Here is a 20,253-nt window from a genome sequence, read left to right as displayed (position 1 = left end):
GATGAGTGGTGCAGGGTACATTCGCTCGGGTGAGAGCGAAGGGCCGGCAGTGGTCAAGCCAGGCACTTTTCGAGATCGTCTGTATGCAATGGCAAGCAAGTCGGCAGCCGCCAGGCGAATGAGCAAATCCAGGGTGGTGGTTCGCCCAGGGTGACGACTACTGCAGTTCGCGCGGCAGGGCGAAGGTCACGTTCTCTTCGGCACCGTCGAGTTGGCCTACCTTGGCCGGGTCGCCACCCGACAGGCGATCGACGACCTCCTGGACCAGTACCTCCGGGGCGGAGGCGCCGGCGGTGACGCCAATCCGGCTGGCGCCGGCGAGCCAGGCCGGGTCGATCTGCTCGGCCTGGTCGATGAGATAGGCGCGGCTGCCGATCAGTTCGGCGACTTCACGCAGGCGGTTGGAGTTGGAACTCGACCGGCTGCCGACGACGAGTATGACTTCGGTGGTCCTGGCCAATTGCTTGACCGAATCCTGCCGATTCTGCGTCGCGTAGCAGATGTCGTCCTTTTTCGGGCCGATGATCTCGGGAAAGCGTGCTTTCAAGGCCGCGACTACCTGGGCGGCGTCGTCGACCGACAAGGTGGTCTGCGTGACGTACGCCAGGCGGGCCGGCGCGCTGACCTGCAACTGGCGTGCGTCGGCGACGGTCTCGACGAGATACATGCCATCAGGGCTCTGTCCCATGGTTCCTTCGACTTCAGGATGCCCCTTGTGGCCGATCATCACGATCTCGCGGCCCTCCTTGCGCATCCTGGCAACTTCGACGTGTACTTTGGTGACCAGTGGGCAGGTGGCATCGAAGACCTTGAGGCCGAGTGCTGCGGCCTCCTCACGGACTGCCCTTGAGACGCCGTGGGCACTGAATACGACGGTACTGCCGGCGGGTGCCTGAGCCAGTTCGTCGATGAAGATGGCGCCCTTGGCACGCAGATCGTCACAGACGAACTGGTTATGCACCACTTCATGGCGGACGTAGATCGGTGCGCCGAGGGTTTCGATGGCACGTTCGACGATGGCGATGGCGCGCTCGACACCAGCGCAGAAACCACGTGGATTGGCGAGAATGACCTGCATGCGGGGGGCCTCACATGATGGCGACGATTTCGACTTCGAAACGGATCGGTTTGCCGGCGAGTGGATGGTTGAAATCGAAGAGCGCACCGCTGTCGGTCAGCTCGCGCAGAAAACCGGCAAAGCTGGTCGCTCCGTCCGGGGAGCTGAACTCGATCAGTGAGTTGACCCGAAGTTCGATTTCCGGTGGCAACGCACTACGGGCGATGCGTTCGACGAGGCGCGGGTTGTGGGGTCCAAAGGCGTCCAGACCGGCAAGATAAAAAACGTGGCGCTTGCCGGCGGCCAGACCGAGCAGGCAGTTTTCGAGCGAGTCGGCAAGCTGGCCACTGCCCATCTGGAGGGTCGCCGGCGAGAGGTCGAAAGTGCTGACGTAATCGCTGCCGTCATCGGCAGAGAGGCGGTAGTGCAGCGTCAGGAAGCTGTCGGACCTCACTGTGGCGACAGTGGCAGGCGGCAGGTCGGCGTTCGGCGTGTCGATCAAGACGGTTCCCGGTAGCGGGTCTGCATGGGGTCGGGCGTGCCCGGTTTACGGGCAAACTGGTCCCAGGCCATCAGCAGCGCGCCGATACAGATGGCCGAGTCGGCGATGTTGAAGGCTGGCCAGTAGAAACCCGCAGCGTGCCATTGAATGAAGTCGATCACGGCACCGAAGCGCAGGCGGTCGATGACGTTACCCAGTGCGCCACCGAGGATCAGGGTGAGGGCCAGCGAGAGTCTGAACTCAGCGCTGTGGCGCGGCAGGATGCTGACGATCCAGACCGAGATGGACAGCGCCAGGACCGTGAAAAACCAGCGCTGCCAACCGCCAGCGTCGGAAAGGAAGCTGAAGGCGGCGCCGGGGTTAAAGGTCAGTACCCAGTTGAAGAAAGGTGCGACGTAGATCGAGTCGCCAGGTTGCAGCCAGGCGAGAACCAGCCACTTGCTGATCTGGTCGACGCCGACGATGATGCCGGCCAGCCACAGCCAGCGGTCGATGTTACGCGAAGGCACGAGTTTCGCCCTCACCATACAGGTTTTCGATGCAGCGACCGCAGAGGCCGGGGTGATCGGGGTGAACTCCGACATCCGGGCGCAGGTGCCAGCAGCGCTCGCATTTGGCATGGGCCAGTGGCGCACAGAGTAGCCGGTCGTTGGCGTCGCGGATGACCTGGGTCTGCGAGCAGATCAGGACAAAGCGCAGGTCGTCCCCCAGCGAAGAGAGAATCTCGTACTTCTCGCCATCGCAGTAGAGACTCACCTCGGCCTGCAACGGTGAACCGATGCTGCCCGCGATGCGCAGTTCTTCGAGGGCACGCATGACTTCGGCGCGATAACTGCGGATTTTGTCCCATTTCTCGAGCAGTTCGCCTTCAGACGCCGGTGCCGGCAGCGCCTGCCAGGTGTGCAGCATCACCGACTGTTCGCGGTCGCCGGTCTGTAGTTGCCAGATCTCTTCGGCAGTGAAGCAGAGGATCGGCGCCATCGCTTTGGTCAGGCTTTGCAGGATGTGCCATAGTGCGCTCTGCGCCGAGCGACGCGCCGGGGAAGTCGCGGCCGTGGTGTATAGGCGGTCCTTGAGGATGTCGAGGTAGAAGCCGCCGAGGTTTTCGGAACAGAAGGTCTGTAGCGACTGCACGACGCGGTGGAACTCGAAGCGTTCGTAGTCGGCCTCGCATTGTGCCTGCATTTGCCTGGTCATGGCCAGCGCGTAGCGGTCGATCTCCAGCCATTCCTCAATCGGCAGTCCGTCGCGGCTGGCGTCGAAGTCCGAGGTGTTGGCGAGCAGAAAGCGCAGGGTGTTGCGAATGCGGCGGTAGGCTTCGACGACGCGCTTGAGAATTTCGTCGGAGATCGACAGTTCGCCCGAGTAGTCGGTAGCTGCGACCCACAGGCGAAGGATCTCGGCGCCGAGGGTATCGGCAATCTTCTGTGGTGCAATGACATTGCCTTTTGATTTCGACATCTTCAGGCCCTTGCCGTCCACGACGAAACCGTGCGTCAGCAAGGCCTTGTAGGGCGCGCGGCCGTCCATCGCACAGCCGATCAGCAGCGAGCTCTGGAACCAGCCGCGATGCTGATCCGAGCCTTCCAGATAGAGGTCGGCCGGATAGGCCAGTTGGCTGCGATGCGAGCCGCGCAGGACGCTCGAGTGCGTCGACCCGGAGTCGAACCAGACGTCGAGGGTATCGCTCATCTTGCGGTACTCGCTGGTTTCGGCGCCGAGCAGTTCGCTGGCGTCGAGCGCAAACCAGGCTTCGATGCCGGCTTTTTCAACGCGTTGCGCGACGGCTTCGATGAGTTCGCCGGTGCGCGGATGCAGCGCCGCCGTCTCGCGATGGAGGAAGAAGGGCAGGGGAACCCCCCAGTTGCGCTGCCGGGAAACGCACCAGTCGGGGCGCGTGCGCATCATCGCTTCGAGGCGCGCACGACCCCAGGACGGGAAGAACTGCGTTTCGTCGACCGCGCGCTCGGCGCACCAGCGCAGCGTCGGTTGTTCGTCGCCAGGCGGTGCCGACGTGGCGCCGGGCGAGTTGGGGCGGTGCTCCATGCCGACGAACCACTGCGTGGTGGCACGGAAAATGATCGGTGTCTTGTGGCGCCAGCAGTGTGGGTAGCTGTGCTGGATTTTTTCGGACTTGAGCAGACGGCCGTTGCTGGCCAGTTCCTGCAGGACCAGCGGGTTGGCTTCCCAGACCGTCCTGCCGGCCAGTTCGCCGACAGTCAGCGCTGGCGTGCCGGCAACGAAGCGGCCGTCATCGCCGACCGGATTGTTGACCGGCAGACCGTAGACCTTGCCGATCAGGTAGTCGTCGGTGCCGTGCGCCGGTGCGGTGTGTACCAGGCCGGTACCGGCCTCGACGGTGACATGCCGGCCGCAGATGATCGCCACGTCGCGCGGCTGGAACGGGTGTTTGAGCAGCACCTGCTCGAGTGCGACGCCCTTTGCCGCGCCGATCACCGTGCCGGTCAGCGCATAGCGCTGCAAGCAAATTTCGGCGAGTTCACGCACAAGGATCAGCGCACCTTTCGGGGTGTCGATCAACTGGTAGTCGAATTCCGGGTGTGCGCAGACGGCCTCGTTGGCCGGCAGCGTCCACGGCGTCGTCGTCCAGATTACCGCGAAGGCCGGCCCGCGCAGGTGCGTCAGACCGAAAGCCCTGGCTACCTTGTCGGAATGATTCGGATGTACTTCAAAGGCGACATCGATCGCTGCCGAAGTCTTGTCTTCGTATTCGACCTCGGCTTCGGCCAGTGCGGAACCGCAATCGAGACACCAGTTGACCGGCTTGAGGCCCTGGTAAAGGTAGCCCTTTTCGAGAATCCGGCCGAGCGCGCGAATTTCGTCGGCCTCGGTCCTGAAGTCCATCGTCAGATAGGGTTTGTCCCATTCCCCAAGAATGCCCAGGCGGATGAAATCCTTTTTCTGACGCTCGATCTGTTCGCTGGCAAAGGCCCTGCACAGCTCGCGTACGCGGTCGGCCGGAACATGCTTGCCGTGCAGTTTCTCGATCTGGTGTTCGATCGGCAGGCCGTGGCAGTCCCAGCCCGGGACATAGGGCGCGTCGAAGCCGGCCAGCGTCCTGGCACGGACGATCATGTCCTTGAGGATCTTGTTGACCGCATGGCCAATGTGAATGTCGCCGTTGGCGTAGGGGGGGCCATCGTGCAGGACGAAGCGCGGGCGCCCCTGCGAGGCTTCGCGGATGCGCTCGTAGAGCCGGGTCTGTTGCCAGTCGGCAACCCACTGCGGTTCGCGGCGTGCAAGGTCGCCACGCATCGGGAAGGGAGTGTCGGTGAGATTGAGGGTTTTCTTGTAGTCGGCCATGGCGGTTCTCACAACTGAAAGTACTGTTTCACGGCGGCAACATCGCTGGCGATCTGCGCCTTGAGAGCGCCATAGTCAGGAAATTTCATTTCATCCCGCAACTTGTGCAGGAAGCGGACGTTCAGATGGGCGCCATAGATGTCGGCGCAGAAATCGAGCAGATGCACTTCGAGCAGCGGCCGTACCACTTGCTGGGCACTTGGCCGGTAGCCGAGGTTGGCGGCGCCTCGGTGCGGGCCACCTGGCAGGCCTTTGACCTCGACCGCAAAGACTCCCTGCAGCGGTGGCCGTGCGTGTTTGATACGAATGTTCGCCGTGTGAAAACCGAGTTGTCGCCCGATTTGATCGCCACGCATGACGCGTCCGTCGATCGAGTAGGGACGGCCGAGCAGACGCGCCGCGTGCTCGAGTCGCCCGGATTGCAGGGCGTCGCGAACGGCCGAACTCGAAGCGCGCTCGCCATCGAGCATGATGCTTTCCATGGCCTCGACCTGAAAGCCGAGCCTGGCACCGGCGTCGCGCAGCGTTGCAAAGTCGCCGGCGCGCCGGGCACCGAAGCGAAAATCGTCGCCGACGATCAGATGCCGGACGCGCAGCGCGTCAACCAGCACCCGTTCGATGAATTCTTCGGCGCTCAAGGCGGCGAAACGAGCATTGAAGTGGCAGACGTGCGCCAGGTTGACGCCATCGTCGGCGAGCAATTCGAGCTTTTCCCGCAGTGTGGACAACCTGGGTGGTGCCAATTCGGGGGCAAAGAATTCGCGTGGATGCGGTTCGAAGGTAAGCACTGCCGCCGGCAGGCCGGCGCTGCTCGCAGCCGTCGTCAGACGAGCGAGCAGTGCGCGATGGCCAAGGTGCACGCCGTCGAAGTTGCCAACGGTCAGGACGGTGGCACTGGGCGCTGTCTGTGAAAAACCGCGATAGACGAGCATCGGGGGCGAGTGGGGACGGACAAAACATGCGATTATAACCAGTTTCGTCTTCTTTTCCTTGCTTAGGTCGGCGATGAAGATCAGCCATTGCTACCATTGCGGTCAGCCCATACCCATTTCGGTCGATCTGGCGGTCAGCATCGACGGGCAGCCGCGCGCCATGTGCTGCGGTGGATGCCGGGCGGTGGCACAGGCCATTGTGGACAACGGGCTGGCCGACTACTACCGTCACCGCGATGCCTTGCCGAATGCGCCACACGAAGCTCTGCCGGCGATCGTCGAGGACCTGCAATTCTACGATCACGCCGATTTCCAGAAGGGTTTCGTGCGGGTCCTCGGCGAAGATCCTGACGGTAGCGAGCGGGAGGCCTCGCTAATTCTCGAGGGGATCACCTGTTCGGCGTGCATCTGGCTCAACGAGCAGCAGCTTTGCCGTCTCGCCGGAGTGACTGCAGTCGATATCAATTACGCGACGCGGCGTGCGCGGGTGCGCTGGGACGGGCGGCGGATCAAGCTGTCGGACATCCTCGCGGCAATCTCGGCGATCGGCTATCGCGCTTATCCCTACGACACCGCGAGAAGCGAGGAACTGGCGCGCCAGGAACGGCGCAGCGCGCTGTGGCGGGTGTTCGTCGCCGGTTTCGGCATGATGCAGGTGATGATGTACGCCGTGCCGGTATATTTCGCGGGTACTGGCGAGATGACGCCGGCGGTCGAACAATTGTTGCGCTGGGCCAGTCTGGTCCTGACCGTGCCGGTGGTCTGCTATTCGGCTGCGCCCTTCTTTCGCAATGCCTGGCGCGATCTCCGACTGCGCCGTGCGGGAATGGATGTGCCGGTGGCTCTGGGGATTGGCGCTGCCTTCGCAGCCAGCGTCTGGGCGACGCTGACTGCCAGTGGCGAGGTCTATTTCGACTCGGTGACGATGTTCGTATTCTTTCTGTTGAGCGGCCGATTCCTGGAAATGACGGCCCGCCAGCGCGCGGTCAGCGTCACCGAGGCGCTGGCCAGGCTGATGCCGGCGGTCGCGGCGCGAGTATCGGCGTACCCGGCGAGTCGCGACTTCGAACAGGTGATGGCCGCCGACCTGCGGCGTGGCGATGTCGTTCTGGTCAGACCTGGCGAGACGATTCCGGCGGACGGGCAGGTCATTGAAGGCGAGAGTAGTACCAACGAGGCGCTGTTGACGGGCGAGAGCGCGCCGGTGCAGAAGCGCCCAGGTGTGTCGGTCACGGCTGGGGCGGTCAATATCGAGAGCCCGCTGCTGGTCGAGGTGACGCAGGTCGGCGATGCGACCCGACTGTCGGCGATTGTCCGTCTGATGGAGCATGCGGCCACCGAGAAGCCGCGTATCGTTGAACTGGCGGATCGCATTGCCAGCCACTTCATCGTCACGCTGCTGTTGCTCGCTGCGGTGGTGGCTCTCGCCTGGTGGTTCATCGACCCTCGGCAGATGCTGTGGATCACCGTTTCGGTGCTGGTCGTCACCTGTCCCTGTGCCTTATCGCTGGCCACCCCGGTGGCACTGACGGTGGCCAGTGGAGCAATGGCCAGAATCGGTCTGCTGGTGACGCACAGCCATGCCGTCGAATCCCTGGCGCAGGCCAGTCATTTCGTTTTCGACAAGACCGGGACCTTGACCACTGGCGAGATGTGTGTGCTTGAAATACTGCCCCTTGGCAGACTCGATCCGCAAGACAGTCTGGCGCTGGCGGCGGCTCTCGAGCAGGCGTCGGAACATCCGATCGCCGCAGCCTTGCGGCAGGCCACCGGGGGCAAGTTGTTGCCGGCGGTCGACGAGCCGGGCAACGAGCCGGGGTCCGGTATCAACGCCCAACATGCCGGACGGGCGGTGCGTCTCGGCCGCCCGGACTATGTTCAGGCGCTACACGGCAAACCTCTGCCGGAGGCCGCACAGTCCCTGTCTGCGAGCGGCGATACGGTGATCGCGCTCGGCGACGAGTCGGACTGGATTGCATTGTTTCGCCTCGGCGACAAAATACGGCCGGAAGCGGCGGCGATGGTCGCGGCACTGCGTGCCGGCGGGCGGCAGGTGGCGCTGTTGACAGGTGACGCTGCACCGGCTGCTCACCGTGTTGCGCAGGCACTGGGTATCGACGAGGTTCTGGCGAACGCGTCACCGCAGGCCAAGCACGACTATGTGCGCCGCTTGCAGGCCAACAGGGCGGTGGTGGCGATGGTCGGCGACGGCGTCAATGATGCCCCGGTGTTGGCGCAGGCGCAGGTTTCGGTGGCCATGGGGGGCGGTTCGCAATTGGCGCGCACGCAGGCCGATCTGGTGCTGCTTTCCGAAAACCTGGCTCATCTCTGGCGTGGCGTGGTCGTTGCGCGGCGTACTTTGCACGTGATTCGGCAGAATCTGTTATGGTCCTTTGCCTATAACCTGGTTGCCCTGCCGCTGGCGATGAGCGGCTTCATTACGCCGTGGATGGCCGGCATCGGCATGTCCGGGAGTTCATTGCTGGTGGTCGCCAATTCGTTGCGGCTGCAGAAAGGCTGCAAGGGCTGATCGATGATGGAGACGCTGTACCTGCTGATTCCGATTTCCGTGGTGCTGGTCTTTTTGATCGCCATCGCCTTTTGGTGGTCGCTGCGCAACGGTCAATTCGACGACCTCGAAGGACCGGCCTACCGCATTCTGATGGATGACGATCACTCGTCAGCGCCATCGTCGCAAGCGTCAGAGAAGGTTGCCGAGGGGGGCACGGACGCGCCTCCTCGGGAAAGTTCCAGGCCAGACCCGACGGCCAATCTGCGCGACTCTTGACGCAAGTCAAGAGAATTCCCCTGCGGCTTGGGATAATTTGCCCGTCGATGGCGGGATTGCTGATGCATTCAGCGCGGGGGCTAGGGATGTTTCTTTGTTGGGGTTGGGGTGCGTTGCAACGCACCCTTTTTTTGTGCGGCATGATTCGCTGGCGAAGGCCGTGGCGCTTGATCTGTGTCAAATTGGAGCCCGAAAGGTTAGAATAGCATCTACATAGTCAATGCTCGGCATAAGGGCATTCAGGGCGGTGAAAGCCGGTTTCTAGTCAAAAACGAGGTGAGTCCATGTCGGAAACTCAGACAACATACAACTACAAGGTGGTGCGGCAGTTTGCCGTGATGACCGTCATCTGGGGGATTGTCGGAATGCTGGTGGGGGTGATCATTGCCGCCCAACTGGTCTGGCCTGATCTCAACTTCGGGCCATATCTGCATTTCGGCCGCCTGCGCCCGTTGCATACCAATGCGGTCATCTTCGCCTTTGGTGGCAGCGCCTTGTTCGCGACCTCCTACTACGTGGTCCAGCGCACCTGTCATACGAGGATCTTTTCGGACGGTCTGGCGGCCTTCACCTTCTGGGGCTGGCAATTGATCATCGTTCTGGCCGCGGTCACGCTACCACTGGGTTTCACCTCGGGCAAGGAATACGCCGAACTCGAATGGCCGATCGACATTCTGATCACGGTGGTCTGGGTCGCTTACGCGATCGTGTTCTTCGGTACCATCGCCAAGCGCAAGGTCACCCATATCTATGTGGCAAACTGGTTCTACGGTGGCTTCATTCTCGCCGTCGCGCTGCTGCACGTGGTCAACAGCGCCGCCATTCCGGTCTCGCTGACCAAATCCTATTCGGCCTACGCCGGTGTGCAGGACGCGATGGTGCAGTGGTGGTACGGCCACAACGCGGTCGGTTTTTTCCTTACGGCCGGCTTCCTGGGAATGATGTACTACTTCGTCCCGAAGCAGGCCGGTCGCCCGGTTTATTCGTATCGCCTGTCGGTGGTGCATTTCTGGGCGCTGATCTTCACCTACATGTGGGCCGGCCCGCACCATCTGCACTACACGGCACTGCCCGACTGGGCCCAATCGGTGGGCATGCTTTTCTCGCTGATTCTGCTGGCGCCTTCGTGGGGTGGCATGATCAACGGCGTGATGACCCTCTCGGGTGTCTGGCACAAACTGCGTGACGACCCGATCCTCAAGTTTCTGATCACCTCGCTGTCGTTCTACGGTATGTCAACCTTTGAGGGTCCGATGATGGCCATCAAGACGGTCAATGCGCTGTCGCACTACACCGACTGGACGATTGGTCACGTGCACTCGGGTGCGCTGGGCTGGGTGGCGATGATCTCGATCGGTTCGATCTACTATTTGTTGCCACGTCTGTACGGCAAGTCCGAAATGTTCAGCATCAAGCTGATTACCGTGCACTTCTGGGTATCGACGATTGGCGTCGTTCTCTATATCGCCTCGATGTGGATTGCCGGGGTGATGCAGGGGCTGATGTGGCGGGCGGTCAATCTCGACGGGACGCTGACCTACAGCTTCGTTGAATCGGTCAAGGCTTCGTATCCGTTCTGGGCGATCCGTTTTCTCGGCGGTTTTCTCTTCCTGTTCGGCATGCTGATCATGGCATACAACATGGTCAAGACGATCGCCGGTGGCCGCTCGGTCGATGATGCACGCGTCGTCCTGGTGCCAGCCGCTCATCACGCCTGACCGGAGAAAAAAATGAAACTTACGCATGATGCAATCGAACGCAATGTGACCTTGATGGTGGTGCTCACCCTGCTGGTGGTCAGCATTGGCGGTCTGGCCGAAATCGTGCCGCTTTACTTCCAGAAGTCCACCACCGAGCCAGTGACCGGGCTCAAGCCTTACGATCCGGTGCGTCTGACCGGTCGCGATGTTTACATTCGCGAAGGTTGCTTCCTTTGTCATTCGCAGATGATTCGCCCGTTCCGCGCAGAGACCGAGCGTTATGGGCATTATTCGGTCGCTGGTGAGTTCGTTTACGATCATCCGTTCCAGTGGGGTTCGAAGCGTACCGGCCCGGACCTGCATCGGGTCGGAGGCCGCTATTCGGATGAATGGCACCGTGCGCACCTGATCAATCCGCGTGACCTGGTTCCCGAGTCCAACATGCCTGCCTTCGCTTTTCTCGAGAAGGCGCCTGCTGATGCGAACAGCATTGAGGCCAAGATGCGCGCCCTGCGAAAGCTTGGGGTTCCCTATACCGATGACGAGATTGCCGGAGCCAGAAAGCAGCTTGAAGGCAAGAGCGAACTGGACGTACTCATCGCTTATTTGCAAGGGATGGGCATCGAAATGAAGAACGTCAAGTAATACGCGCATGGACATCAACAATCTGCGAGCCATCGTGACCGTCGTTTCCCTACTGACCTTCCTCGGGATAGTCTGGTGGGCCTACGGCGTGAAGGGCAACAAGAAGCGCTTTGAAGAAGCGGCAATGCTGCCGTTCGCCGATGAAGAGGCGGATCTGGCCGAATTGGGCCTGGACCGTAACGGACAAAGGAAAGCATCATGAACGATTTTGTGAATCAGTTTTGGAACTGGTACGTTATTCTCTTCGTGCTGGTCAGTATCATTGCCTGCGGTGTGCTGTTGTGGATGCAAAGTGTGCCCACCGGTGGCAAGGGCGATACCACTGGGCATGTCTGGGACGAGACCCTGGAGGAATACAACAACCCGCTGCCAAAGTGGTGGATGTGGCTGTTCTACATTACCGTGATCTTTTCGCTCGTCTATTGCGCGCTCTATCCGACGCTTGGCAGTTACCAGGGCATGCTAGGCTGGTCATCGAGTGGACAACTGGCCAAGGAAGTGGCCAAGGCCGACGAACAGACCAAACCGCTCTACGACAAATACATGAAAATGGACCTGCGGACCCTGGCGGCCGATAAGGAAGGCAACGAGACCGGCAAGCGTCTGTATCTGACCTACTGCATGCAGTGTCATGGCGCCGACGCACGCGGCTCGAAAGGCTTCCCGAATCTGGCTGACCAGGATTGGCAGTGGGGTGGCGAGCCGGAGGCGATCGTCCAGACGATCAGCGCCGGACGGGTCGGGATGATGCCGCCACATGCCCAGATCGGAGCCGAAACCATCAAGGATCTTGCCAATTACGTGCGATCCCTGTCGGGTTTGCCGGCGGATTCGCTGCGCGTGGCCAAGGGGCAGGAGGCTTTCAACAGCGTCGGATGTTCGGGCTGTCATGGTCCGGATGCGAAGGGCATGCATGCCCTGGGTGCTCCCAACCTGACCGACAAGATCTGGCTCTACGGTAGTGCCGAAGGATCGATTATCGAGACCATTACCAAGGGTCGCACCAACCAGATGCCGGCCTGGAAGGATTTCCTCGGCGAAGAAAAGGTGCACGTCCTGGCCGCCTACGTGTTGAGTCTGAGCGCTGGCAGCAAGTAGTCAAGGTGGATCAACGGAGCGGAGCGGCTGGGGCTGCTCCGCTCCTTTCGTATATTTGCGCTGCGCTGCTGCTTTGCTGCAGAACCTGCAATGCGCTCCCCTGATTCAAATCAACGCCATGCTCTCGCCAAAGAGGTAATATCAGAGTTCGATGTAATTCTGAAATAGATCGGAGCTGAGATCATGAACCAGATGGCCAGCGGCAAGGCCAAGGCAATTCCCATCCAAGTCGATGGTTTGTATGAGAAACATCATACTGTTTATGCCCGTAGCGTCACCGGGTTGTTCAACAGCTGGCGTTGGGTGATGGTCTGCGTGACCCAGGCCTTGTTCTATGGGCTGTGTTGGCTCGAATGGGGCGGTCGGCAGGCGGTGCTCTTCCACATCACCGAACGCAAGTTTTACATTTTTGGCCTGGTTTTCTGGCCGCAGGATGTGATCTACCTGGCCGTACTGCTGGTGATTTCTGCGTACGGGTTGTTCCTGGTGACGGCCGTGGGTGGTCGTCTGTTCTGTGGTTATGCCTGTCCGCAGACGGTTTATACCGAAATCCTGATGTGGATCGAACGCAAGATCGAGGGCGAACGCCCGGCGCGAATGAAGCTCGACGCGCAGCCGATGTCTGCGCGCAAGTTTCGTCTCAAGTTCATCAAACATTCGCTGTGGCTGCTGGTGGCCCTGTGGACAGGAATCACCTTCGTCGGCTATTTCACACCGATCAAGGAATTGCTCAACGAAATCGCAATGTTCAAACTGGGGCCATGGGAGGCCTTCTGGATATTTTTCTACATGGCCTTCCTCTATCTGATGGCCGGTTTCCTGCGCGAGCAGGTCTGCAAATACATGTGTCCGTATGCGCGCTTCCAGGGGGTGATGTTCGACCCGGATACCCTGATCATCAGCTATGACCCCGAACGAGGCGAGCCACGAGGGGGGCGTCGGAAAGGTGCCGCAGCCTCCACAGCAAAGCCGCTCGGCGACTGCGTGGACTGCAGCATTTGTGTTCAGGTTTGTCCAACCGGTATTGATATCCGCAAAGGTCTGCAACTCGAATGTATTGCCTGTGCGGCCTGCATCGATGCCTGCGACCAGGTGATGGACAAGGTGGGCTCCCCGCGTGGCCTGATCCGCTACTCGACCGAGAATGCCTTGGCCAGGCACTATACCATCGGCGAGATGTTTTCCCACTTGCTGCGGCCGCGGACGCTGCTGTACTCGAGCATCCTGCTGGCGATCATTCTGGCAGCAGCGTGGAGTCTCGCCCACCGGGTGCCCTTGAAGGTGGATGTCCTGCGTGACCGTTCGACGTTGTCACGCGAGGCGGATGATGGTCGCATCGAGAACGTGTTCAGATTACACATTTCGAATACTGACGAAGCGCCACATCGCTATTCGATCAGCGTCAGCGGTATTGACGGTATCGATATTGTTGGCGAACGCAGTGTGGAGATCCCGGCAGCTTCGTCGATGACGGTGGCACTGTCCGCACGTGTTGAACCGGAGGCGGGCAAGAAGGGTTCAAACCCGATCTTCTTTGAAGTCCGGGCCGACCAGCACGAAAAAATCGCCGTGCGCGAGAAAACGAGTTTCTTCCTGCCATGAACCCCAAACTGAATGTCGGCACCCCGGTGTGGTATCGCGAACCGTGGCCGTGGCTGTTGATGCTGGGTCCTCTGATCGTCATCGTCGCAGGTATTCTCACCGCCTATCTGGCTGTCGTCAGCAGTGATGGTCTGGTCGAAGACGACTACTATAAGCAGGGCCTGACGGTCAATCAGCGCTCTGCACGCGACCATCGGGCTGTCGAGCTGGGAATCGAGGCTGAGTTGCTCATGGGTACCGAGGGAGATCGGATTCGTGCCCTGCTACGCGGCAAGGACGGGGTTCGCCTACCGGAAACGCTGAAGCTGCGCATCGCTCACCCGACGCGCCAGGGTTTTGATCAGCAGGTGGTCCTACGTTCTGCCGGGGGAGGGGCGGCCTATACCGGAACCGTGAAGCCGTTTGCTGGTCGCTGGCACATTACGCTCGAGGACGATGGGCAGCAGTGGCGCTTGGTGGGCGAATGGATGGCCGGGAAAGAATCAGTTCTGCGGCTGCCCGTGGCTGCCGTCGGAACGGGAACGGCAGCGACCCAGGGAAATTCCGATTAGATTGGGTGGGTCAGCGCAGGTCGATGCCGGAATCGGCCCATTCTCGTTTGTGGTCTGCCTTGGTGGTGTCCGCTTTGGTACATGTGGGCCTGTTGACCATGGTCGTCGAAGCCTTTCCGGTGCGCCTTGCCGTGGCGACCAAACCCGTTCTGGCGGTGCTCAAGATACCGAATCAGGCGTTGCCGGCAGGTATTGCCGTGCCGTTGCCTGCCTCCAGCGATTCGTCAGCGCGCCTGAGAACGGCGCCGCAGTCGATTCCTGTGCAACCTGTCCGCAAGGCAACGGGGGGGCGCCCGGTGGACTCGGCAGCGCTGGCGTTGCCGGCGCCTGGCAAAGCTGAGAGCTTGTCACCGTCGCCGTCGCCGTCAGTGTCAGAGGGGGGAGCATCGCCCGCTGGTACGTCCAATGTACCGAGTGAAGGAGCCAGTGCCGACGACCTGCGCCAGTATCGGGTCGCGCTGGCGATCGCTGCACGCCGTTTCAAGCGATACCCGCTACTGGCACGGGAGCGTGGCTGGGCAGGTCGGGTCGAGGTCGCGGTGAACCTGAGCGCGTGGCAGCCAAACCCGCGACTCTCGCTGGTTCAATCCAGTGGGCATGCTGCACTCGATGAGCAGGCCCTGTCGATGATCGAACAGGCCTCGGCCACCACAACCTTGCCAGAAAGTCTCAGGGGGAAGGATTTCCGGGTATTGCTACCGATTGAATTCACTCTGGAGGATGATCGCTAACCCTGTGCGAAGCCTGGCGGGGCTGCAGTGTTTCTTCGTGGAACACGAACCGGCCTGTACTGCGATCGGAAAAATAGGCCTTCAGGCATAGCGTCACGGTCTGGAACGCGAGGTCCCGCCAGGGAATGGACTCTTCCGAGAAAAGGGTTGTTTCAAGCGTTTCCTGGCCAGCGGAGAAACCGATATCGAGCAGTCGGGCACGGTAGAACAGGTGTACCTGGTTGATATGCGGCACATTGACCAGCGAAAAGAGTTGTCCGATATCGACCCGGGCGCAGGCTTCCTCGAGCGTTTCACGGATGGCTGCCTGGGTCGTCGTCTCGCCGTTTTCCATGAACCCGGCAGGCAGGGTCCATAAGCCATAGCGCGGGGCAATTGAACGCCGGCAGAGCAGGATTTGATCGTGCCATTCGGCAATACAGCCGACGACAAGCTTGGGGTTGAGGTAATGAATCGTCCCGCAGTGCTGGCAGACGTGGCGTGGCAGGTTGTCGCCCTCGGGAATGATCAAGCTGACCGTTTGGCCGCACTCACTGCAGAATTTCATGGGTGGAACCCCTCGGCGATGGCTTGATCATTCGGCAAGTTTATATGATTCGTACCGAGAAGGAAGACGTGCGCGGGGGTATTGCGCGGGAGCAGCAAAGACGCCCGCGAGATTGCTCGTGCGGCAAGAACTGTCAGCCATATGCGGAAGATGAGGCAGCGACGCCCCGGAAATTGCCTGCTGTCCGTGGTTCGCAATCTGGCTAGAATGCGGGACAATGACGGGCTTGGAGTAGCGACGTTCGCGGAACGTGCAATAACGAGAAGAGCGAGAAGGGCGAGAGGGGAGGGCGGATGTTTCTGATTGTTGGCTATGTGATCATTCTGGCGGCAGCACTGGGAACCTATTCGGTTCACGGCAGCCTGGCTGCCCTGTGGGTACCACTTGAATATGTCGCGATCGTTGGTTTGACGATCGGTGGCTTTGTCGCATCCAATGACATCAAGGTCATCAAGACGACCGTGGGTGCATTGCCGGGGATCTTCAAGGGGTCGAAGTTTACCAAGGTGCTCTACGTCGACCTGCTGGCGATGCTCTTCGAGGTGCTGGCCAAGGTGCGCAAGGAAGGCCTGATGTCGATCGAAAGCGATGTCGAAAATCCGCAAAACAGCCCAATATTCAGCAAATATCCGTCGCTTGTCAGTGACCATCATGTGATGGAGTTCATCACTGATTACTTGCGAATGATGGTTGGTGGCAACCTCAATGCCATCGAGATCGAAAATCTGATGGATATTGAAATCGAGACGCACCACCACGAGGCCGAGACCCCAGGGCATGTGGTCTCCAAGGTCGCTGACGCGGTGCCGGCTTTTGGTATCGTCGTGGCGGTCATGGGGGTGGTCAACGTCATGGGGTCGGTGGGTGAGCCACCGGCCGTGCTCGGCAAGATGATCGGCGGAGCGCTAGTGGGGACCTTCCTCGGCATTCTCATTGCCTACGGTTTCGTTTCGCCGGTGGCCAACCTGCTTGAGCAGAAGGCGCAGGACGGGGCGAAGATTTATCAGGTGATCAAGGTCGTCCTGCTGGCGTCGATGTCCGGTTATGCGCCGCAAGTGGCCGTGGAGTTTGGGCGCAAGACGCTGGTGGCCGGGGTTCGTCCGACTTTCAGCGAACTCGAGGAAGAACTCAAGAACCGCAAGAGCAAGTAAGCCATGCTGTTGCAGTCGTCCGGAGGAACTGAGTGAGCGACGATGTCCGACCGATAGTCATCAAGCGCGTCAAGAAATTCGCGGCCGGTCACCACGGGGGGGCGTGGAAGATCGCCTATGCCGATTTCGTGACGGCGATGATGGCTTTTTTCCTGTTGATGTGGCTGCTGGGGTCGACGGCCAGTGGTGATCTGAAAGGGATCGCCGATTATTTTCAGAACCCGCTGAAGATCGCTTCGACGGGTGGTTCAGGGACGGGTGACAGTTCGAGTGTGCTCAAGGGTGGCGGCAAGGATTTGTCGCGCACCGCCGGGCAGGTCAAGGGGGGCGACGTGGAGGCCAAGAGCAAGGCGGTGAACCTCAAGGAAACCAATGCCGAACTGGCGCGCAAGGAGTTCGAAGAGCGCGAAAAGGTGATGCTCAGCGACCTCAAACAGAGTATCGAGAAACTGATCGAGAGCAATCCGGCACTCCAACAGTTCAAGAGTCAGCTTCTGATCGACATTACCAGTGAAGGTTTGCGAATTCAGATCGTCGATGAGCAGAATCGTCCGATGTTCGATACCAGCAGTGCCGAGCTGAAACCCTATACGCGGGTGATTCTGCGCGAGATCGGCAAGGCGCTGAATGCCGTACCGAACAAGCTGAGTCTGTCGGGCCATACCGACGCGGCGCAATTTGGCGGTGGCGAAAAGGGTTTCTCGAACTGGGAGCTTTCGGCAAATCGTGCGAACGCGTCCCGGCGCGAGATGATTCTCGGCGGTATGGATGAACACAAGGTATTGCGCGTTGTTGGACTCGCGTCCACGGTATTGTTCGACAAGAACGATCCGCTCAGTTCGGTCAATCGCCGGATCAGTATCGTCGTTCTGAACAAAAGATCGGAAGAGTCGCTGTTGCAGGAGGACGGCAAGAACGACGCGGTCGAAGTCGGTGCGCAGGGAATCGACAGCAAGAAGATGACGCCACCGGTCACCCCTGGCGGCAAATCCGGCTGATCAGCCGCCGCCGATCAGATTTGCGGGACGGTGTCCAGGAAAGCACGCCGCCGCATCAACTTGTCGTAGAGACGAGCGAGGTTGGGGTGCTTCTCCTGCCAGTCGATGTCGGGAAAGCGGAATGCCAAGTAGCCGAGCGCACATCCGGCAGCCACGTCAGCGAGCGAAAAATGGGTTCCCATGCACCAGGTATTGTCGGCCAGTTCGCCTGACATGAACTCCAGGCTGCGGATGATCTTGTCTTCCTGGCGTGCCATCCATTCGCCGCTCTGCTGCGCGCCAGGCCGCTTCCTTTCGAGAAAAACCAGTGCGGCTGCATCGCACACGCCGTCCGCCAAGGCTTCCCAGCGTTTGACTTCAGTCCGCTCGCGATTTTGCCCCGGCATCAACTTGTTGTTCGGCGCAACGTTGTCCAGGTACTCGACAATCACCCGTGAATCGAACAGAACCGTATTGTCGTCGAGGACGAGTATCGGGATCTTGCCGAGCGGATTGACGTGGGCGACCTGATTTTCCGGTGTCCAAGGAGAGTCGAGTTCGAAATCGTAGTCGATCTTCTTCTCGGCCAGCACGACGCGCGCTTTGCGGACGTAGGGACTGGTCAGTGATCCGATAAGCTTCATTGGCTTCCTGATGGTAATTGCTTGCACAAGATTATAGCATCGTGCCTGCATCCCGTTTACGGCCATATCTCACTGACAGGTAGAATAGCAGGCTATCTGCGTACGCCTTGAGGAGGGCCGCATGCCTGTGTTTTCCCTGACTGCTCTTTCACCGCTGGACGGTCGCTATGCGGGCAGGCTGGATGCCCTGCGACCGCAGTTTTCCGAATATGGACTGATTCGGCGCCGCTTGCAGGTTGAACTGGAATGGCTCAAGGCGTTGGCTGCCGAGCCGCATTTTGCCGAGATTTCTGCTTTCTCACCGGGAACGCTCGCCGAGCTGGATTCGTTGTTGGCCGATTTCGGCCCGCGGCAGGCTGGAGAGGTGAAAGAGATCGAGGCGGTGACCAATCACGATGTCAAGGCGCTGGAGTACTGGATCCGGAAACGTCTGGCGAACAACACCGAAGTCATGCGCGTTGCAGAGTTCATTCACTTTGCGTGTACCTCCGAGGATATCAACAATCTTGCGCACGCCCTGATGCTGCGGTCGGCGCGTGACGAAACACTCCTGCCGATGCTTGACAGGGCGATCGCCCGTCTCAGGGAACTCGCCCATGAGTTGGCCGATTTGCCGATGATGTCGCGTACGCACGGCCAACCGGCAACGCCGACGACGCTCGGCAAGGAAATGGCAAACGCGGCCTATCGCCTTGGTCGTGCCCGTTCGGCGATCGCCAGGGTAGCGCTGCTCGGCAAGATCAATGGGGCGGTCGGCAACTACAATGCGCATCTTGCGGCTTACCCGGACTTTGACTGGGAAAACTTTGCCAGAACCTTCGTTGAATCACTGGGACTGGAATTCAACCCTTACACGATTCAGATCGAGCCACACGACGCGCTGGCGGAGTTGTTCGATGCCTTTGCGCGCGCCAACCTGATCCTCATCGACCTGAACCGGGATGTCTGGGGCTACATCTCGCTGGGCTTCTTCAAGCAGAAACTCAAGGCTGGCGAGATCGGTTCTTCGACGATGCCGCACAAGGTGAATCCAATCGACTTCGAAAACTCCGAGGGCAATCTTGGTCTGGCCAACGCCGTCTTGCGTCATCTCGCCGAGAAACTGCCGGTCTCGCGCTGGCAACGCGACCTGACCGATTCGACGGTGCTGCGCAATATGGGGGTCGCGCTCGGCTATACGCTGCTCGCCTACGATTCGCTGTTACGCGGCTTGAACAAGCTTGAAGCCGATCCGGCCTGTCTGCATGCCGATCTCGATGCCAACTGGGAACTGTTGGCTGAACCCGTGCAGACGGTGATGCGTCGTTATGGGGTTGCCAACCCCTACGAGAAGCTCAAGGAGCTGACCCGCGGCAAGCGGGTTTCGCGCGAGGACATGCAGCGCTTCGTCGAGTCCCTGGACATACCGGCGAAGGCGAGGGCCGACCTGCTCGAACTGACACCATGGGATTACACTGGCATGGCGGCCGAACTGGCACGGAGGGTCTGATGCCGCCTGTGGAAAGCACCAGGAGTCCGGCAGAACAAACGCCGGTCGAAGTCGGCGAAGAAAGGATTCCTTGCCCCAGTTGCGAGCGTCTGGTGCCTGCCGGTTCGTCCTATTGCCCGTACTGCTGTGGCGAAGACGGTCGGCGTGGCGCGATCAAGCGTGGTGTATTCATCGGCGGCGTTTTCGGCTTGCTGGCAGGTGGCCTGGCCGCTGCCGTCTGGTCTTCGATCGTCGGCCCTGAAAAGGCCACCGGCGAGTGGGTCCTGGCGATCACCCTGGCCTGCGCGGCGATCAGCAGCATGCTTGGCGCGATACACAACCGCAAGGAGTAAGACCGAGGTTGAGTTTCCTGGCGGGTGACAGGATAATCCACGTTTCCATCCATTCGCTCAATGACTGTCCATGAACACCTTTCTGCGTCTGCTGCGTCCAGGCCTGTTGGCCGTCGTCAGCCTTGTCCTGGCGACCACGGTGTGGGCCCAATCCACGATGGTCCGACTGCATACCACGCAGGG

20 protein-coding genes are annotated in these 20,253 nt (G+C 60.4%); 13 read left to right on the top strand and 7 right to left on the bottom strand.

Going from position 1 to position 20,253, the window contains the following annotated elements:
• Positions 1–157: 157 nt before the first annotated feature.
• Genes ispH through V5B39_RS10765 form a run of 5 tightly spaced genes read right to left on the bottom strand, consistent with a single transcriptional unit; the run spans position 158 to position 5,815 of the window.
• Positions 158–1,078 carry a 4-hydroxy-3-methylbut-2-enyl diphosphate reductase gene (gene ispH, locus V5B39_RS10785; protein ID WP_332342894.1) on the bottom strand — a complete coding sequence of 307 codons (921 nt, stop codon included), beginning with the start codon at positions 1,076–1,078 and terminating at the stop codon, positions 158–160.
• A gap of 10 nt (positions 1,079–1,088) precedes the next feature.
• Positions 1,089–1,559 (bottom strand): FKBP-type peptidyl-prolyl cis-trans isomerase, encoded by a 471-nt coding sequence (locus V5B39_RS10780; RefSeq protein ID WP_332342893.1) that lies wholly within the window; start codon positions 1,557–1,559, stop codon positions 1,089–1,091.
• On the bottom strand, positions 1,556–2,068 hold the full coding sequence (lspA, locus tag V5B39_RS10775) for a signal peptidase II (RefSeq protein WP_332342892.1): 513 nt from the start codon (positions 2,066–2,068) through the stop codon (positions 1,556–1,558). Before lspA ends, V5B39_RS10780 begins: the two co-directional genes overlap by 4 nt.
• Positions 2,055–4,883 carry an isoleucine--tRNA ligase gene (ileS, locus tag V5B39_RS10770; RefSeq protein WP_332342891.1) on the bottom strand — a complete coding sequence of 943 codons (2,829 nt, stop codon included), beginning with the start codon at positions 4,881–4,883 and terminating at the stop codon, positions 2,055–2,057. Before ileS ends, lspA begins: the two co-directional genes overlap by 14 nt.
• Positions 4,884–4,891: 8 nt before the next feature.
• Positions 4,892–5,815 carry a bifunctional riboflavin kinase/FAD synthetase gene (locus V5B39_RS10765; protein WP_332342890.1) on the bottom strand — a complete coding sequence of 308 codons (924 nt, stop codon included), beginning with the start codon at positions 5,813–5,815 and terminating at the stop codon, positions 4,892–4,894.
• A gap of 73 nt (positions 5,816–5,888) precedes the next feature.
• On the opposite strand from V5B39_RS10765, the gene V5B39_RS10760 reads away from it, so the two are divergent.
• The 9 genes from V5B39_RS10760 (at position 5,889) to V5B39_RS10720 (ending at position 14,930) form a co-directional block, all read left to right on the top strand.
• On the top strand, positions 5,889–8,345 hold the full coding sequence (locus V5B39_RS10760; protein ID WP_332342889.1) for a heavy metal translocating P-type ATPase: 2,457 nt from the start codon (positions 5,889–5,891) through the stop codon (positions 8,343–8,345).
• A 6-nt stretch (positions 8,346–8,351) separates the two neighbouring features.
• Positions 8,352–8,603 (top strand): cbb3-type cytochrome oxidase assembly protein CcoS, encoded by a 252-nt coding sequence (ccoS, locus tag V5B39_RS10755; protein ID WP_332342919.1) that lies wholly within the window; start codon positions 8,352–8,354, stop codon positions 8,601–8,603.
• A gap of 284 nt (positions 8,604–8,887) precedes the next feature.
• The gene (gene ccoN, locus V5B39_RS10750) at positions 8,888–10,321 is read left to right on the top strand and encodes a cytochrome-c oxidase, cbb3-type subunit I (RefSeq protein ID WP_332342888.1); all 1,434 of its coding nucleotides are present in this window, start codon (positions 8,888–8,890) and stop codon (positions 10,319–10,321) included.
• Between the two features lie 12 nt (positions 10,322–10,333).
• Positions 10,334–10,948, top strand: coding sequence for a cytochrome-c oxidase, cbb3-type subunit II (gene ccoO / locus V5B39_RS10745; RefSeq protein ID WP_332342887.1), 615 nt, complete (start codon positions 10,334–10,336; stop codon positions 10,946–10,948).
• Positions 10,949–10,955: 7 nt separating this feature from the next.
• Entirely contained in the window at positions 10,956–11,150 is a 195-nt protein-coding gene (locus tag V5B39_RS10740) for a cbb3-type cytochrome oxidase subunit 3 (protein ID WP_332342886.1), read from the top strand.
• Positions 11,147–12,046 carry a cytochrome-c oxidase, cbb3-type subunit III gene (gene ccoP / locus V5B39_RS10735; RefSeq protein WP_332342885.1) on the top strand — a complete coding sequence of 300 codons (900 nt, stop codon included), beginning with the start codon at positions 11,147–11,149 and terminating at the stop codon, positions 12,044–12,046. Before V5B39_RS10740 ends, ccoP begins: the two co-directional genes overlap by 4 nt.
• 183 nt (positions 12,047–12,229) lie before the next feature.
• On the top strand, positions 12,230–13,648 hold the full coding sequence (ccoG, locus tag V5B39_RS10730; RefSeq protein ID WP_332342884.1) for a cytochrome c oxidase accessory protein CcoG: 1,419 nt from the start codon (positions 12,230–12,232) through the stop codon (positions 13,646–13,648).
• Positions 13,645–14,199 carry a FixH family protein gene (locus V5B39_RS10725; RefSeq protein ID WP_332342883.1) on the top strand — a complete coding sequence of 185 codons (555 nt, stop codon included), beginning with the start codon at positions 13,645–13,647 and terminating at the stop codon, positions 14,197–14,199. Before ccoG ends, V5B39_RS10725 begins: the two co-directional genes overlap by 4 nt.
• Positions 14,200–14,264: 65 nt before the next feature.
• The gene (locus tag V5B39_RS10720; protein ID WP_332342882.1) at positions 14,265–14,930 is read left to right on the top strand and encodes a TonB family protein; all 666 of its coding nucleotides are present in this window, start codon (positions 14,265–14,267) and stop codon (positions 14,928–14,930) included.
• Here the strand turns inward: V5B39_RS10720 and V5B39_RS10715 are convergent.
• Positions 14,908–15,477, bottom strand: coding sequence for an NUDIX hydrolase (locus V5B39_RS10715; protein WP_332342881.1), 570 nt, complete (start codon positions 15,475–15,477; stop codon positions 14,908–14,910). The two genes, V5B39_RS10720 and V5B39_RS10715, sit on opposite strands and share 23 nt — an antisense overlap.
• A 293-nt stretch (positions 15,478–15,770) precedes the next feature.
• Between V5B39_RS10715 and motA the strand changes: the two genes are divergently transcribed.
• Positions 15,771–16,628 carry a flagellar motor stator protein MotA gene (gene motA, locus V5B39_RS10710; protein WP_332342880.1) on the top strand — a complete coding sequence of 286 codons (858 nt, stop codon included), beginning with the start codon at positions 15,771–15,773 and terminating at the stop codon, positions 16,626–16,628.
• Positions 16,629–16,660: 32 nt separating this feature from the next.
• On the top strand, positions 16,661–17,626 hold the full coding sequence (gene motB, locus V5B39_RS10705) for a flagellar motor protein MotB (RefSeq protein WP_332342879.1): 966 nt from the start codon (positions 16,661–16,663) through the stop codon (positions 17,624–17,626).
• A gap of 14 nt (positions 17,627–17,640) precedes the next feature.
• On the opposite strand, the gene V5B39_RS10700 is transcribed toward motB, so the two are convergent.
• A complete protein-coding gene (locus tag V5B39_RS10700) occupies positions 17,641–18,249 on the bottom strand; it encodes a glutathione S-transferase (RefSeq protein ID WP_332342878.1) in 609 nt (202 codons plus the stop codon).
• Positions 18,250–18,370: 121 nt separating this feature from the next.
• Between V5B39_RS10700 and purB the strand changes: the two genes are divergently transcribed.
• Complete coding sequence (gene purB, locus V5B39_RS10695) at positions 18,371–19,738, top strand: adenylosuccinate lyase (protein ID WP_332342877.1); 1,368 nt, start codon at positions 18,371–18,373, stop codon at positions 19,736–19,738.
• On the top strand, positions 19,738–20,070 hold the full coding sequence (locus tag V5B39_RS10690; protein WP_332342876.1) for a hypothetical protein: 333 nt from the start codon (positions 19,738–19,740) through the stop codon (positions 20,068–20,070). Before purB ends, V5B39_RS10690 begins: the two co-directional genes overlap by 1 nt.
• The last annotated feature ends 183 nt before the right edge of the window (positions 20,071–20,253 follow it).

Source organism: Accumulibacter sp. (assembly GCF_036625275.1).
Lineage (GTDB): Bacteria > Pseudomonadota > Gammaproteobacteria > Burkholderiales > Rhodocyclaceae > Accumulibacter.
The sequence above is the reverse complement of the archived record's forward strand: the minus strand, read 5'-3'. Positions and strand labels throughout refer to the sequence as shown.